A 16,285-nucleotide genomic window follows, 5' to 3' on the forward strand; every position below is an offset into this window, starting at 1 on the left:
ATTGGATTATTTATGCAGAAAAAATCGAACTATGTTTCTTAAAATATTAATCTTAGATGTACATCGGCAGAAAAATTTTGGAAATCTAAAAGGAAGTACGCCAAAAGAACAATATGATTATTATGAAAAAAAATATCTTAACAATGCAACATATGTAAAATCTTTACTGCAGGAATATCCCGAGTTAAAACGTCTGCTTGAATTGAAAAATAACTCTATCCAGAGAGCAGAATGTGAAATCAGGAAATCTCTTTATGCAGAAAAAGAACAGATACAAAAAATATTCTGTGATGGAAGAAAGTTTTCCGGGACTGTGGGAATTTACATGTCGAAAGGCGATATACACAGAGGAGGACGAAGTGTGGCGAAGGTAGAATTGGATAATGGAACAATTCTGTACTATAAGCCACATAGTCTTGATAAGAATATAAAATATCAGGAACTTTATAACTATTTATGCAGAAAAACAGGAATTTCCTGCAGGACGGTACAATATTTATCTCATGATTCCTATGGATGGGAAGAAAAAATTGAGAATATTCCCTGTAAAAACGAAAGTGAGGTGGAGCATTATTATTTCAGAATGGGCATACATCTGTTTTTGGGATATGCCCTCGGAGCAACAGATCTTCATGGTGAAAATATTATTGCACATGGAGAATATCCTGTGATTATCGATATGGAGACATATCCGGGATATTTAAAACAACAATCAGAGAAAGACGGAAGTAGTGTAGAAGAAAAAATAAACAAAAGTACAGAGATAAAATTGGCAAATTCGGTTATACATACAGGAATGCTTCCTGTTCTCACATGGGGCAGAGGAAACAGAGGAGTTCTTATAAGTGCAATGGGAACAGAGGAAAAGATAAAAACACCGTTTAAACTTCCTGTGGTAAAGGATGATAAAACATCTGATATCCACATAGAATATGAACCTGTGGAAATGCAGATAAAGGAATGCATTGTAAGACTAAATGATCAGGTTATCAATGCGGCAGATTATACGGAATGCATTATCAGAGGATTTTGCAGAGCGTACATGGTGGCAATGGCAGATAAGAAAGTGGAGGTGATGTTGTCCGGCTTTTTTGACGGACGTTCCAGAGTTGTACTGCGGCATACCCAACAGTATGCAATGTATCTTATGGCTTCGTTTCATCCGGATTATATGAAGTCAAGAGAATGCAGGAAAGCTCTTTTGAATGTGATTCACAAAGAGGGGGAATCTTCTTTTATGAAAGAGATTCATGATTATGAAATTGACAGCCTTCTGGAAATGGATATACCCTGCTTTGAGATTGATGCGAACAGCAGATCTGTTTATGATGGAAATGGCGGAGAACATAAAGAATATCTGCCCTGTACTCCTTATGAGTCATGGCGAATGCATATGAAGCAGATGAGTTACTCTGATATGGAATGTCAGTGTGATTATATCAGGCTGTCCATGGAAATGCTGAAGGCATCTGATGGAAAGAAAAAGATGTTTCCGACCAGGATAAAGGGATATGACACAGATAAAGAGCGCAAAATATACAGTCAGATCAGAAAGATAGTTCATCGAATCTGCAGCAGAGCAATTATCCGGGAACAGAGCGCCGGCTGGGCGGGTCTGCAATTCTGGGATAATGGTCACTGGAATCTCAGATCAGGTGGAATATATTTATATGATGGAATATCCGGGATAGTCTTGTTTCTTGCAAAATATCTTCATGATTTTGAAGAAAAGAATGCAAGTGCAGAAGAAATTTATCATCTTGCTGTTTTGAGATTGAAAGCTTATACAGATGAAATACACAAAAAACAGATTTATGATAAAAATCTTCTGACAGGTATTGTAAATGGAGAAAGCTCGGTGGTATATACCTATCTTTATCTGTTTAAACTTACAGGAAAAAGAGTGTGGATGATTTATGCGGAAAAGCATTTCAGCATTATTGAGAGGGTATGGAAAGAAGATTCACAACTGGATTATCTGAGCGGAAATGCCGGAGCTATTGTAGTGGCAGTGATGTTATATAAAGAAACCGGAAATCTGAAATATTATGAAATAGCGGCAGATATGGAAAAAGATTTGTGGAAGAAAGGACAGGAAACCGGAAATGGATACGGATGGAGATTAAAAGGAACAGACGGACCGCTGGCTGGAATGTCTCATGGCAACAGTGGATTTCTGATGGCTTATGCAGCGTTGTATGAATGTAATCATAAAGCGGAATATGCTGATAAAATACAGCTTTTGCTGAGATATGAGGATTCTCTGTACTCAGAGAAAGCCGGAAACTGGAAGGATTTACGAGAGAGTTCAGGGGAAAGCTTCATGAATGCATGGTGCCATGGGGCGCCGGGAATCCTGCTTTCACGAATGAAACTGGAAGAGCTGTTTCCTGAGGATATGCAGATTAAAAAAGACAGGTTAAATGCTGTAGACTCTTTGTTTTATGGAGAACAGGATGAAAAAATTTGTCTGTGTCATGGGATGTCCGGGAATTTACTTATTATGAAGAAGTACCTTCGAAAATATGGTAATAAAAAAATGAAGGAGCAATATGAGGCGTTATGTGACTGCCTTTTATTTCAACTGGATCACCCGGCAAAAATATCTGGGACAGAATATCTGAATCTGGCTTTTATGAATGGCATTTCCGGTACGGGAATGGCATTAATGGAAATTTTATGAAAACTAAGGGAACACCTGCAGACTGTAAATTTATGGTCAGCAGGTGTTTCTTTTATTTGTTTTCGGAAATATATCTGAGAATTAGTTTCTTCTTCATCCGATTGACGTACTGGCGGGACAGCTTCAGTTTCCGGGTAATCTGGGCATCGCTTTTATCCTGATAAAAGTACATGGACAGAATTTTTCTCTGGACACTGTCCGAAGGGTAAGAGTTGATATATGCGGTTACATCATAATAGGTGTCATCAAAACTGTCGGGAGCCTGTAATGAAACAGAACAAGAATCAAAATCATCTTTTTCAGGTTCGGAAAGACAACTGCGGCAAAGGGAACGATATCTGTTTTCGACAGAGGTCTGCATGTATCTGATACATTCACCTTCTGAGGATGAAGAACTTAAATATGGCAATGTCTTTAACAAAGTAAGATACAATTCCTGTGTGGAATCTTCGCGTTCCATGCAGTGAATCCGGGATGCATATCCTTTCACAAGCGGTTCCATACGTTTGAGAATTTCACTGTCTGAATCTGGGATACCATTTTGATAATTTTGGATAAGTTCTGTCAGTGTTTTCATAGGTATCTACCTCCTTTTTAGGGGAAGTAGTAAGAAAACTGCTGATCAGAAACTAAAAAAGAAAAAAATTTGTGAGTTTACAAATGGAAGAGAAAAAACTCTTTATTAAGTGAGGTTGCAAATTTAGATCAGCGATAGGAGAAGAAATACATGGTAAAAAGAGATTTGCAAAATAATTGTAGAGAATAGAAATATGCTTTAAATTAAAACGGTAATAATAAGATTAGAAAAGACTTTTAGTAGACAAAACATAGAAAAAGTTTGCATAATAAAAGAAGATTAAGGAAGGAGGCAGAAACCATGGAAACAACGGTTATGAATGTGGCAGTTTCACAGGGAATCTGGGCTGTGCTTGCGGTTTTTCTTCTGATTTACATTGTGAAATCAAATGAACAGAGGGATACAAAGCAGGAAGAACGAGAGAAAAATTACCAGACGGTGATTGAGAGTTTAACTGAGAAATTTCAGATTCTGAATCAGGTTCAAAGCGATCTGAAAGAGATTAAGGATAATCTTTTTAACAAAAATTAAATAGGGAAAAGAAAAAAGCCTTTTCTGCAGGATATATTTTTCCAGCGGAGAGGGCTTCTGTCATTTTAGGTAAGAAAATAGGTTAATTTGAGAAAAATATGTTTACTAAAATGGTAGATGAATATAAGCATAACATTCGTGTCCATTAGAATACTTTTAATCCCAGATTTACAGATGTTCGTATAGTAAATGGTATATTATGATAATAAAACCTGACTTTTGGGTAGTGTAAAATAGATTAAAAAAAATGGCCGCAATCCAAGTGTTTATGCGAGGGTGTAAAAATTCTTGTGTCTATGGAAAGTAAATCTTTCTGATAAGAAATAGATATGTAAAATTTTGCTGTCGAATTAATGATTATGCGGCTGTCGAATATATCTTTGTACTTACAGTATTGCCATGTAGGAAAATTATATACATCATTTTCGATTTTTTTGCATGACAAGTAAGGCATCATGATTACCTTAACTTCCAAAAATGAGTAGCCCTAACGAAAATAAAATTTTAAAAAAGCCCGTATTTCTGCGGAAATTATTGCAAAAATACGGGTTGTGCTGTACAATAAATTTAGGGCTATATAAACCTGAATAAAGGAGGCAAATATGTACCTGAAATCAAGAGTTAAGCTACCGGATGTGCATGGAAAATTGACCCGATTAAGACGCGGGGATATCACATATATTAAGTATGAGTATGATCGCTATTATGATCCGGAGAAAAAATATACCTATCCACAGAGAGCGACTATAGGCAAGGTATGTCCAGATGATGACACTATGATGATTCCTAACGAAGCCTTTCTGAAATACTTTCCAGATGCAGTCTTATCAGGGATGGAAGACCGGACAGAACGTAGCAGCTGTCTGCGGGTTGGTACATATGCTGTAATGCATAAAATAGTATTGGATTATTCGTTAGACAAGCTGCTCGGACAGTTCTTCTCTGAGCGGGATATGGCATTATTGCTTGACCTTGCCTCTTACTCTATTGTAGAAGAAAGCAATGTGGCACAGCATTATCCGGATTACGCATACAATCATCCACTGTATAGTTCTGGTATGAAGATCTATAGTGATGCGTCGGTAAGTGATTTCTTTAAGAGCATCACCAAGGATAAGAGTACAGGCTTTCTGAATGAATGGAATGCAAAGAGAAATCGAAGGGAGCGTATTTATATTTCCTATGATTCTACGAATAAGAACTGTCAGGCCGGAGAGATTGAACTGGCTGAATTCGGTCATGCCAAGACAGATATCGGTTCAGCTATCATCAACTATTCGGTTGGATATGATCTTAAGAATAAAGAACCACTCTTTTATGAAGCCTATCCTGGAAGTATTAACGACGTATCACAGCTTAGGACCATGCTTGGTAAAATCACTGGGTATGGCTATAAAAAAATCGGTTTCATTTTGGACAGGGGATATTTCAGCCGTGGAAATATACGCTATTTAGACGAATGTGGTTATAGTTTTGTGATCATGGCTAAAGGCATGTCTTCTTTCATAAGTGATTTGATCTTAGAGAACAAAGGAACGTTCGAAAATAAGCGCTCTTGTGACATGAATGCCTATGGTGTGTATGGAAAAACAGTACAAAGGACTTTATTTGAAGGCGATGAAAAAAAGAGATACATTCATATTTATCATAGTATTTCAAAAGATGCTGATGAACGGGAGCATTTTGAAAACGCACTGAGAGAGCGGACAGCTTTGCTGATGTCACATCAGAATGAAACAGTAGAGTTCGGTTCAGCTTACGAAAAATACTTTTATCTTCACTACGATAAAGATGGCGTGTTTTTATATCCGGAAGAAAAAACAACTGTGACAGAACGGGAAATATCATTATGCGGATACTTTGTTATTATTACATCCGAAAGGATGACCGCAAAGGAAGCACTGCATCTTTATAAGAGCCGTGATGTATCTGAGAAACTTTTTGCCTCTGATAAATCATTCCTTGGAAACAAGAGCATGCGTTCACATACAAACGAAGGAGTTGAGGGAAGGATTTTTACACAATTCATCGCACTGATAATCCGAAACAAAATTTATACTGCATTACAGGAAGAGAACGAAAAACTTGAGAAGAAACAGAATTATATGACAGTTCCGGCAGCAATCAGGGAACTTGAGAAGATTGAAATGACACGCCAGACGGATAATGTATACCGGCTGGACCATGCTGTAACAGCAAAGCAGAAAAAAATCTTAGAGGCTTTTGGGATGAATGAAGGAAACATTACTTATCGAGCCGGAGAGATCAGTAATACACTTAAGAAATCAAACATTCAGAAAGAAAGGCGGTAAATATGGCACGTGAAATAAACGCAGAACTACTGGACACTAAAATTGAAAAAGCACAGAAGAATCTGGTGAAAGCAAAGCATCGGTATGATGCTGCGGCAGCAACATTAAAAGATTTATTGGATAAGAGGGATGCACTTCGCCAGAAAAAGTTATTGGATGCTATAGCACAGAGTGGACGGAGCTATGAAGAAATCATGCAGTACCTGCACAGTAAATCTGAAGAGGCGTGATCAAATGTTAACGGAATACTATTTTGCAGTCAGGTATGGAGATATCATTATTCTTCTCTATCATGAAGATATGATGTCTGTATGGGAATTATTATTTAAGAACAGCCAGAAGGAAAAGGCATTGAAAAGATTTTTAGAATACTGCTACATGATAGATGTAAAAGTAGCATTCGAAGGTTTGAAAGGAGAAAAAACCAAAGGGTTAAAGGCAACTCTTAAATTTGCGAAAGAACATGATATGTGTATGACTGAAGCACAGATTCAAGGTGCCAATAACATGTAAATTTCCAGCCCGAGATGCTTTTAGGGCTATTCCAGGCTGGAAATTAAGGCAGCTGCTAAACAAAAGGCTTTCAGACTACAGGCGAACATATGTTGCTGCAAAACTGTGGAGATTAATTTAAATTTGCATTTTGGTTCGGGGTCATTAGAATACTTTTAATACCAGAAATACAGGATCTTTTATAGTTAGTGATATATTATGATAATAGATGAATATTATTGATTGGAGGAGATTCTATGAAGTCAAAGAAAGTAAAGAAAATATTGTTGATTGCTTTAACGTGTGTAGCAATTTCTGCATCTGTCTCAGCAGAAGCTGCTATGAAATCACAGATAACCATTGAAAGTAAAAATAAGTATGAACAGTTGAAAATTTCAGAGAGCCGTGTGTATGGAGAATACCCAACTGGAGATTATAAGAAGATAATGCTTCTTCCTTCGGTTTCTAAAGTAGAAAAATTTTGTTTTGAAGATAATTTGAACATAGAAGAAGTAGAGTGGATGGCTTCAGTAGATACTGTTCCAGTTTTTGCCTTTAGCACATGTCCAAAGCTTAAAAGGGTAATACTTTCTGATAATGTGAAAAAAATTGGACAAAGTGCATTTATATACTGCGGTGAACTGACGAGTGTTAAACTTCCCCAAAATCTTCAAAGTATAGATTTTTTTGCATTTGCTGACTGTCGAAAACTGAAAACGTTATATATACCTGAAACAGTTACTGAGATAGGTGCTGAGGCGTTCATAAATTGTGATTCTCTAACAGTTCATGGAAAGAAAAATTCATATGCATACTATTACTGTAAGATGAATGGTATTCCTTTTGTAAGTGAGGGAACTGCTTCAAAACCAGAAACAAATCGTCCGTATATAAAATCTGTTGATTCAGATATAGTAAACAAACAAATCTATGTTACAATTGATTTGAGCGGAAAAGTAAAGAATGCAGATGGATATCAATATCAAATATATGATGGTACTAAGGTATTAGCTAATAAAAATTCTGCAAACACAACCTGTATATTAAAAAAAGTGCCGACTATGGGATTTGCCAGAGTCCGTTCTTATACTGTTCAAAATGGTAAAAAAAGTTATAGCAGGTGGTCTAATGAAATGCGTATGCCTCCTGTTAAACTAAATAAAGATAATATAAAATTAATAAAAATTACCGGGAAAAAGAAAACAGTAACCGCACAGTTTGGAAATTTAAAATACAGTGATGGGTTTGATTGCGTACTTAAGAATGCAGATTCAGGAGAAAATATTGTATTAAAAAATCAAAAGAAAAATACAGTTACTTTTAAAAATATAAAACCGGGAGTTTACTATTTGAAAGCGCATGCATATACGTTGTTGAATGGTATTAAACAGTTTGGCGTATGGTCAGATAATAAAAAAGTTGTTGTTAAATAGAAAATTGGAATTATAAAAAGCAGGCGAAAAACTGCCTGCTTTTTATAATGGAAATTTATGCTGTTATTGATGTAGCGAAATCAAGCTGTAATAAATTCAAGCGTATTATACTGAAAGAAGCCGTCAGTGGATGCTAAACCACTGGTGTGGGTAGCATCTTTGACATTGACATTGCACACAGCGATTAATTTATTATTTTGATCCAGAGCCACTGATTCCAGTTCAAAACTGTTATATGTGCGGCCCTGAGCATCTTTAGCAGGAATATCTGTAACAAATCCGAAATCCGGATATAAAAGTTTGCTATCATCAAGTTTTTTCAGATTATAATGAAGCAAGGTGTTTTTTGTTGTGATTTTAGTCGTTACTCCACTTACAGTATGTGGATTACTGGTTCCGACAAAAAGCCCTAATTTATTGTGATAGAAAATATCCTGGGATGTAGGCTGACCGGCGTTTACCAGTGTACAAAGATAAGTGGCTTTTACATTTTTTTCATTTTCAAATGTACATTTATAGAGCTTTAATGTTCCGTCAACAACGGACAATAATAAAGCTGTATTTGCCTCATAAAAATAATTAATTGCTTTAAGAGCAAATGATTTATCGTTATCGTTGGGAGTTACTGTATATGTTATTTCCTCATCCTCTTTGTTACTGCTGATAGCAACCACTTTGTTATTTCCTGCGACAACAAAGAATTTTCCGTTAAAACAGCTCATACCGTTGGCATGACCTAATAAACCGTCAGTGAATGTTTTAAAGTGAGATACACCTGCGCTTGTATTCATATAATTTTTACAGTAGCCAAGAACAGCGACTTTATCTTGACTTTGTTTTATAAAATATGGAGTATTGTTTCCGTTAAAGGATACACATCCCAGATTAGTTGTTTCATAGTTGGGATCTACTTTGGTAGGTACACGGGCTCCTGCTTTAAAACCGCATGCAAAAGTATAGGTTTTACCGGAGTAGGTAATGCCTTCCAGCACAGAGAATTTATCTTCTGCGGTTCCATCAGATGTTATAACATTGGATGCAAGCACAAGGTGATTGGCTTTCATACAGATTGATTCAAGGTTGTACTGCTTATATTCACCTGTTTTATTTACATTGATGACCGAACATGGAGTGTATTTTTTACCTTTATCATCAGTAAGATGATAATCAACTACCAGAATACGGTTCTGAAGTGTTGAAAAAGTGTTATTTGTCAGGATAAATAATCCAAATGAAGTGTGATAGTAAATATCCTGAAGCCGTGTGGTATAACCAAAACCTGAGTTAGTAACTGTGAATGTACTTGCTGCTTCAGCAGCCTTCCAGTCTACAACACTGAAAGCTAATGTCCCAGCATTGCTCTTGTCAGCGTAATGCATAATGATAAATTTCTCGTTAGTTCCGTCAGCAGCAGTGATACCTAATGCGCCTTTTGGACAAATTTCATTGATACTGTACGTACCGAGCTGATTGCCTTTGGTATCCAGTTTTACGATGGTTGTAGAACCGCCGTAACCTTTATGGTCTTCTGCAAGCATATACAGATAATTTCCAATTTTGGTAAGTCCCAGAGCGAACCAGTTCAGATCTTTTTTTACGGCAGTTGCTTTTGTTGCCATGTAGTCAGTCGTTTTGAGTAATGTAGTTTTAAGACCGGTTGTCTTTACGCAATACATATCTGACCCCACAATGGCAATTCCCGCTACATTTGTTGCACTTTTATCGGGAATCAGTGCACCGTCTACGGGGGTAGCTGAAATAGTTAAAGTTGTTCCGTTAAATGTTCCTGGCATAATTTTTGCCTCCTTTAAATTTTTTGAATTTGCAAATTCACTATATAAAGATGCTGCTTTTTGTGATTTGTAAACCATAAGTGTGTATATGAGCATGATTTTTTTCTTTCATGCGGAAATCAGGTAAGAATAAAAATAAAGATTCGAGGTCAGATGATGTATGTTTAGTCCCACTTTTATATTTTCGTCATCAGCTTAATGTAAAATAATAACGGGTAAAGAAGATATAAGATGTTCTGGTACACGAAATAAGAAGAAAGGAGATATGCCACATGGTTAAAATGATGAACCGCCTGAGATGATCAGGCGGTTTTGAAGTATCTGGATTTTTTATGAATATTTTATTTTTAATTACAGGTATAATGTGTTACAATAAATATAACCATTAAGACTACCAGGCAGGTCAGAATTTGACCTGCCTGTAAATAAATACGGAAATAAATCGGGGTCAAAAGAATCGTTAATAATTGTAACAAAATAAAATTACCGGTGTAGCAAAAATAAAATTACAGGGGAAATGCGGATGAGTGAGATGACAGATGCATATGTAAAACTGGATAAGGTTTCCAAGATATATGGAACCAAAGAAGTAAAGATCGTTGCAGTGGATGAGATCAGCTTTGAGATTGCCAAGGGAGAGTTCGTAGTGATCGTTGGTCCCAGCGGTGCGGGCAAGACGACAGTGCTGAACATTCTTGGGGGTATGGATCAGGCTACCAGCGGAGAAGTTCTGGTGGATGGAAGGAATATTGCCAGATATAACAGCAGGCAGCTTACCGGTTATCGGAGAAATGATATTGGATTTGTATTCCAGTTCTATAATCTGGTGCCTAATCTTACAGCGCTGGAGAACGTAGAACTGGCATTGCAGATCTGTAAAAATCCGCTGGATGCCAGGGAGGTTCTGGAGGAAGTGGGACTGAAGGACAGACTGACCAATTTCCCGGCACAGCTTTCCGGTGGTGAGCAGCAGAGAGTTTCCATTGCCAGGGCACTGGCGAAGAATCCCAAGCTCTTACTGTGTGATGAGCCCACAGGTGCACTGGACTACCAGACTGGTAAGGCAATCTTAAAGCTTTTGCAGGATATGTGCAGGGAGCGTGGAATGACAGTGATCGTCATTACCCATAACTCGGCGCTGACACCTATGGCAGACCGTGTGATCAAGATCAAGAACGGAAAGGTTTCCAGGATGACGATGAATGACCATCCTACACCCATAGAGGAGATTGAATGGTAGGTGATGAATATGAAAGCAATGCATAAAGATTTCTGGATGGAGATACGAAAAAGTAAGGCCAGGTTTATTTCCATATTTATGATCGTTGCTTTGGGAGTTGCATTCTTTTCCGGAATACAGGCGTCGTCACCGGATATGCGCTTCTCAGGTGATGCCTATTATGATGAAACCAATCTTATGGATATCAAAGTAATGGGAACTCTGGGACTGACGGAGGATGATGTAGCTGCCATTAAGCAGGTGGACGGAGTTGAGAATGCAGAGGGCGCCTATGGTACAGATGTAATGTGTGGAGAAGGCGAGAAGCAGAAGGTACTTCATGTGGAAGCTGTGGATCAAACCATGAACCGGATCTCAGTGACAGAGGGAAAAGCTCCGGAAAAAAGCGGAGAGATTTTCCTTGACTGTATTTTTGCTGAGAGCAATGGATATCAGGTGGGTGATCAGATTACCCTGAAAGAGGGCGGAGACAGCGAACTGCTGAAAAAGACAGATTACACAGTTGTGGGTTTAGGTGAGAGTCCGCTTTACATATCCTATAACCGGGGAAACTCTACTCTTGGTTCCGGTGAGGTTAATGGATTTGCCTATGTGCTCCCTGAGGATTTTGACCAGGAGGTTTATACACAGATCTATGTGCAGGCTCATGGGGCACAGGATCTGATCAGCTATACAGATGCTTATGATTCCCTGATAGAGCGAGTGCAGGAGCGAGTGGAGGGGATTGAGGCAGAACGGTGTCAGGTCAGATATGATGAGATTGTAGAGGAAGCCAATGACAAGCTTGCAGATGCCAGACAGGAACTTGAAGACGGAAAGAAGGAAGCTAATGAGAAGCTTGCGGATGCCAGACAGGAACTGGAGGACGGCAAAAAGAAGTTAAAAGACGGCAAGAAGGAATATAAGGATGGCAAGAAAAAGCTTGCAGACGCAAAAAAGGAACTGGAGGACGGAAAAGCCCGGCTTGCAGATGCAAAGAAGGAATTAGAGGATGGCAGATCCCAGCTTGCCAGTGCGAAAGAGCAGCTTGCCAGTGGCAGAGCACAGATCGCATCTGCAAAGGAACAGCTGAATGCAGGATGGGCGGAGGTTTCAGAGAACCAGGCAAAGCTTGATGATGGAAAAGCACAGCTTGAGGATGGCAAGAATCAGTTAAGCGCTGGTGAGAAGCAGATTGCGGATGCAAAGACGCAGCTTACCCAGAGCCAGCAGGAACTTGACAATGGAAAGGCGCAGATCCAGTCAGGCAGAGAGCAGATTGCAGCAACCAGACAGGACTTAAATGCCAAAAAGGAAAGCTGCAATCAGGGACTTGCCCAGATTGAGCAGCAGGAGGCCCAGCTTTCCGAAGGAGAGGCTCAGTTAGAGAATGCCAGAAGTCAGCTTGCAGCATTACAGGCACAGTATGAGGAAGCAGCAGCTTCGGGAGTATATTCAGAGGAAGATCTGGCGGCTCTGGCAGCACAGGTTTCCGCTTATCAGGAGCAGGTGGACAGTCAGGCAGCCCAGCTGGAAGCATCCAGAAACCAGATCGCAGCAGCAAGAAGTGAACTGGAGAGTGGTTTAAGCCAGGTGGAGAGCGGACTGGCCCAGCTTGATGCAAAGGAAGCAGAATTGAACCAGCAGGAGGCCGCATTTCCCGATGCCCAGGCAAAGATTGATGCAGGATGGAAAGAGGTGAAGGCTCAGGAGAAGAAGCTGGAACCAGCCAGAAAAGAGATTCAGGAAAAAGAAGCCCAGCTTGAGTCAGCACAGGAACAGATCGATGCTGCAAAAGCAAAACTAAATTCCAGCCAGGCTCAGTTAGAGGAGAAGGAGGCAGAACTTGCTTCAGGAGAAGCACAGATCCAGGAGAATGAAGGAAAGCTTGCTTCCGGTGAGAAAGAGATTGCTGACAATGAACAGAAGCTGAGGGATGGAGAGAAGGAAATCTCAGAGAACGAACAGAAGCTGAAGGATTCCAGAAAGGACATCAAAAAAGCTGAGAAGGATCTGGAAGAAGGTAAAAAAGAATACGAAGACGGCAAGAGGGATGCAGAGAAAGAAATTACAGACGGTGAGAAAAAGATTCAGGATGCCCAGGATGAGATCTATGATATCAGTATGCCGGAATGGATGGTAACGGATCGCAATGATCTGCCGGAATATTCAGATTATGGGGATAATGCAGACAGAATGAGAAGTATCGGACAGGTTTTCCCTGTTATCTTTTTCCTGGTGGCTGCACTGGTAAGTCTGACTACCATGACACGAATGGTGGAAGAACAGAGAACCCAGATTGGTACAATGAAGGCTCTGGGATACGGCAAGTATGCAATTGCATCCAAATATCTGCTGTATGCCTTTCTTGCCACAGTGGGAGGCAGTATTCTGGGAATACTGATCGGAGAGAAGATCCTGCCTTTGGTTATTATTAACGGGTATGGCATTATGTACAAGGGAATGATGAACAATATCCAGATCCGTTATGAATTTAAATTTGCAATGATAGCAGCAGGTGCGGCAACTGTGTGTACTGTCGGAGCCACCATTTTCTCCTGTTACAGGGCACTGGCGGAAACCCCGGCATCACTGATGCGTCCTCCTGCTCCCAAAGAGGGTAAGAGAATCCTGCTGGAACGGATCCCGCTTTTCTGGAAGCACTTGAATTTTACATGGAAATCTACTCTGAGAAACCTTTTCCGATATAAAAAACGTTTCTTTATGACGATTTTCGGTATTTCGGGAAGTATGGCGTTGATGCTGGTAGGTTTTGGACTCAGGGATTCCATTATGGATATTGCCAGACGGCAGTATCAGGAACTTCAGCATTACACAGGAACGATCATTGATGATGAGGATGCTACAGATAAGGAGAGACAGGAACTGGATGAGTTTCTGAAAAATAACAGTCAGATCGAGAGATATACTCATGTGCAGTTTACCAAGATGAGTGTTCCCAGAAATAAATCCAATATTAGCGTATATGTTTATGTGCCTGAGAATCTTGAGACCTTTAATAAGGATGTAACTCTTCAGGACAGAAAGACAAAAGAGAAATATAAGCTGACGGAAGCAGGTACAGTGATCAGTGAGAAGACGGCGACCCTGACAGGACTGAAAGTCGGGGATACCATGACCATCACAAAGGATGGAAAAAATTATGAGACAAAGATCGCAGCAGTGACAGAGAATTACATGGGACATTATATTTATATGACAGGAAATGTCTATGAACAGACCTTCGGGGAGAAGCCGAACTATTCTGCAACTGTGTTCACAGTAAAAGAGGAGTACAAAGAATCAGAATCTGAGGTGGGAAATGAGATCCTGAAGTATCCGGCTGCGTTAAGCATCAGCTATACCAGCAGTCTGGAGGCTCAGCTTCACAGAATGCTTGGAGCATTGGATACGGTAATCATAGTGCTGATCATTTCTGCGGGAATGCTTGCTTTCGTGGTTCTGTATAATCTGAACAATGTCAATATTACGGAGCGCCAGAGAGAACTGGCAACCCTGAAGGTACTGGGATTCTATGATACTGAGGTTTCTGCCTATGTGTACAGGGAGAATGTTATCCTTACCCTCATCGGCGTGCTGGCAGGGGCTGTATTCGGAATCTTTTTGCACAGATATATTATCCGCACTGTGGAAGTGGATGCGGTCATGTTCGGAAGAAATATTAATCCTGTCAGTTTCCTGTACTGCGGACTGCTGACAATTGGATTCTCCATGATCGTAAATCTGTTTATGCATCAGAAATTAAAGAAGATTGATATGGTAGAATCCCTGAAAAGTGTGGAATAAACGATCTGTCGCTTTATTGCGGAAAAGAAGAAATTGTTTTTCTGTGGTTTTTAAATATGTAGTCAAACGGATAGAATGGATAAGAGGAAGAAAGGGGAATATTATCATGGGAACAGCAAATCAGATAGAGCAGGAATTAATGAACTATATATCCGATCATAAAATCAGGAACACGCATTCACATCATCTGCCAGAACAGGCGATGGTGGATTTTGATCTGGATAAGCTGATAAATAATACGTATTTACAATGGCAGCAGGTAACTCCGGGGACAACAGCAGAAAGCAGGAATGCATATCTGGAAAAAACACGATATAAATCTTATTTTGTCTGGCTTCAAAAGGCAATCGGGGAGTTGTATGGAATATCGGAGCCGATCACAGCTCAGAACTGGGATCAGATTTCAGATCAGATCAGAAAAGCGCATCAAAATCCCGACTTTTACATGGATGTACTGAAAAATAAGTGTAAGTATCAAAAAGTAATCGTAGATACCTACTGGAATCCGGGCTCTGACAATGGAAGACCGGAACTGTTTACGCCTGCTTTTCGACTGGATCTGTTCTTTTTGGGCTATAAAAAAGGACTTCGCAATCATGACGGTGTATCACTGGAAGAGAACTTCGGTGAGCTGCCGGACAATTTACAGGATTATGTGGAGTGGGTCAGAAAGTGGATCATACAAAAAAAGAGTGAGGGCTGTGTGGCCTTAAAAATAGCGATGGCCTATGAGCGTAGTCTTCATTTTGAAAAAGTGACGCGGGAGCAGGCTGAAAGGGTATTCCGTTTAAAAGAGTCGGATATAACCCAGGAAGATATCAGATGTTTTCAGGACTATTTGTTCTGGAAAATATGTGAAATTGCGGCGGAAGTGTCACTTCCATTGCAGTGCCATACAGGAATGGGACAAGTCATAGATACGAATATATTGCAGTTGAACAATGTGATAAAAAATAATCCGGAAACAAAATTCGTACTGCTGCATTGCGGCTTTCCATGGGTAGATGATCTCTTTTCCATAGTAGACGGATATCCGAATCTGTATCCGGATCTGACCTGGCTTCCAATCTTATCCTACACTGCATCAAAACGTGTAATGCATCAGCTGATCGAGATGTCCCAGATTGATAAAATCTGCTGGGGATGTGATACATGGACAGTAGAGGAAAGTTATGGCTCCCTTCTTGCATTCCGTTTTTCACTGTGTAGTGTTCTGAGAGAAAAAATAGAGGACGGATATCTTTCCGTAAATAATGCAAAGGATATTATTGATAAAATTTTGTTCGACAATGCGGGAAAAATATACGTATGACATCAGATAAATTTGTGAAATCCGGAGAAACATTCTTGACAAGAAAGCCTTTTTTCATTATAGTAGAATCCAGAAAAAGGCTGTGAAAAAGAGGAGTAGGCGGTAATGTCCCACAGAGAGGGAAGC

At 39.5% G+C, this 16,285-nt stretch carries 11 protein-coding genes and 1 other annotated feature (1 of these 12 running past the window's edge); of the genes, 9 read left to right on the forward strand and 2 right to left on the reverse strand.

The genetic code is table 11. The features are described 5' to 3' along the window. The first annotated feature begins 31 nt into the window (after window positions 1-31). A complete protein-coding gene (gene lanM, locus LJE09_RS04645) occupies window positions 32-2,683 on the forward strand; it encodes a type 2 lanthipeptide synthetase LanM (RefSeq protein WP_227311020.1) in 2,652 nt (883 codons plus the stop codon). A 52-nt stretch (window positions 2,684-2,735) separates the two neighbouring features. Here the strand turns inward: lanM and LJE09_RS04650 are convergent, their stop codons facing one another. Beyond that, the gene (locus LJE09_RS04650; RefSeq protein ID WP_227311021.1) at window positions 2,736-3,260 is read right to left on the reverse strand and encodes an RNA polymerase sigma factor; all 525 of its coding nucleotides are present in this window, start codon (window positions 3,258-3,260) and stop codon (window positions 2,736-2,738) included. A 300-nt stretch (window positions 3,261-3,560) separates the two neighbouring features. On the opposite strand from LJE09_RS04650, the gene LJE09_RS04655 reads away from it, so the two are divergent. From LJE09_RS04655 to LJE09_RS04675, 5 genes are all read left to right on the forward strand, one after another. Next, window positions 3,561-3,791, forward strand: coding sequence for a BhlA/UviB family holin-like peptide (locus tag LJE09_RS04655; protein ID WP_025581193.1), 231 nt, complete (start codon window positions 3,561-3,563; stop codon window positions 3,789-3,791). Window positions 3,792-4,393: 602 nt separating this feature from the next. Beyond that, window positions 4,394-6,103 (forward strand): IS1634 family transposase, encoded by a 1,710-nt coding sequence (locus LJE09_RS04660; RefSeq protein WP_025579939.1) that lies wholly within the window; start codon window positions 4,394-4,396, stop codon window positions 6,101-6,103. A 2-nt stretch (window positions 6,104-6,105) separates the two neighbouring features. After that, window positions 6,106-6,333, forward strand: a complete 228-nt coding sequence (locus tag LJE09_RS04665; protein WP_025579941.1) for a hypothetical protein — start codon at window positions 6,106-6,108, stop codon at window positions 6,331-6,333. A 4-nt stretch (window positions 6,334-6,337) separates the two neighbouring features. Beyond that, window positions 6,338-6,616 carry a hypothetical protein gene (locus LJE09_RS04670; RefSeq protein WP_022381278.1) on the forward strand — a complete coding sequence of 93 codons (279 nt, stop codon included), beginning with the start codon at window positions 6,338-6,340 and terminating at the stop codon, window positions 6,614-6,616. A 236-nt stretch (window positions 6,617-6,852) separates the two neighbouring features. Then, the gene (locus tag LJE09_RS04675) at window positions 6,853-8,028 is read left to right on the forward strand and encodes a leucine-rich repeat domain-containing protein (protein ID WP_022381279.1); all 1,176 of its coding nucleotides are present in this window, start codon (window positions 6,853-6,855) and stop codon (window positions 8,026-8,028) included. Between the two features lie 80 nt (window positions 8,029-8,108). Here the strand turns inward: LJE09_RS04675 and LJE09_RS04680 are convergent, their stop codons facing one another. Then, window positions 8,109-9,821, reverse strand: a complete 1,713-nt coding sequence (locus tag LJE09_RS04680) for a hypothetical protein (RefSeq protein WP_025579942.1) — start codon at window positions 9,819-9,821, stop codon at window positions 8,109-8,111. Window positions 9,822-10,344: 523 nt separating this feature from the next. On the opposite strand from LJE09_RS04680, the gene LJE09_RS04685 reads away from it, so the two are divergent. The 3 genes from LJE09_RS04685 (at window position 10,345) to LJE09_RS04695 (ending at window position 16,159) form a co-directional block, all read left to right on the forward strand. Then, window positions 10,345-11,061, forward strand: coding sequence for an ABC transporter ATP-binding protein (locus LJE09_RS04685; protein ID WP_022381281.1), 717 nt, complete (start codon window positions 10,345-10,347; stop codon window positions 11,059-11,061). A 3-nt stretch (window positions 11,062-11,064) separates the two neighbouring features. Then, the gene (locus tag LJE09_RS04690; protein ID WP_118338628.1) at window positions 11,065-14,847 is read left to right on the forward strand and encodes an FtsX-like permease family protein; all 3,783 of its coding nucleotides are present in this window, start codon (window positions 11,065-11,067) and stop codon (window positions 14,845-14,847) included. Window positions 14,848-14,953: 106 nt separating this feature from the next. Beyond that, window positions 14,954-16,159 carry an amidohydrolase family protein gene (locus tag LJE09_RS04695; RefSeq protein WP_055060203.1) on the forward strand — a complete coding sequence of 402 codons (1,206 nt, stop codon included), beginning with the start codon at window positions 14,954-14,956 and terminating at the stop codon, window positions 16,157-16,159. A 73-nt stretch (window positions 16,160-16,232) separates the two neighbouring features. After that, window positions 16,233-16,285 (forward strand) — a binding site (T-box leader); it runs 181 nt beyond the window's last position.

Origin of the sequence: Blautia sp. DFI.3.45 (assembly GCF_020593505.1) — a bacterium.
GTDB classification, from domain to species: domain Bacteria; phylum Bacillota; class Clostridia; order Lachnospirales; family Lachnospiraceae; genus Blautia_A; species Blautia_A wexlerae.

Coding starts and splice junctions, on each gene's coding strand:
- LJE09_RS04695 (WP_055060203.1), top strand. CDS start 14,954: ATGGGAACAGCAAATCAGATAGAGCAGGAATTAATGAACTATATATCC.
- LJE09_RS04685 (WP_022381281.1), top strand. CDS start 10,345: ATGAGTGAGATGACAGATGCATATGTAAAACTGGATAAGGTTTCCAAG.
- lanM (WP_227311020.1), top strand. CDS start 32: ATGTTTCTTAAAATATTAATCTTAGATGTACATCGGCAGAAAAATTTT.
- LJE09_RS04650 (WP_227311021.1), bottom strand. CDS start 3,260: ATGAAAACACTGACAGAACTTATCCAAAATTATCAAAATGGTATCCCA.
- LJE09_RS04675 (WP_022381279.1), top strand. CDS start 6,853: ATGAAGTCAAAGAAAGTAAAGAAAATATTGTTGATTGCTTTAACGTGT.
- LJE09_RS04670 (WP_022381278.1), top strand. CDS start 6,338: ATGTTAACGGAATACTATTTTGCAGTCAGGTATGGAGATATCATTATT.
- LJE09_RS04660 (WP_025579939.1), top strand. CDS start 4,394: ATGTACCTGAAATCAAGAGTTAAGCTACCGGATGTGCATGGAAAATTG.
- LJE09_RS04655 (WP_025581193.1), top strand. CDS start 3,561: ATGGAAACAACGGTTATGAATGTGGCAGTTTCACAGGGAATCTGGGCT.
- LJE09_RS04680 (WP_025579942.1), bottom strand. CDS start 9,821: ATGCCAGGAACATTTAACGGAACAACTTTAACTATTTCAGCTACCCCC.
- LJE09_RS04690 (WP_118338628.1), top strand. CDS start 11,065: ATGAATATGAAAGCAATGCATAAAGATTTCTGGATGGAGATACGAAAA.
- LJE09_RS04665 (WP_025579941.1), top strand. CDS start 6,106: ATGGCACGTGAAATAAACGCAGAACTACTGGACACTAAAATTGAAAAA.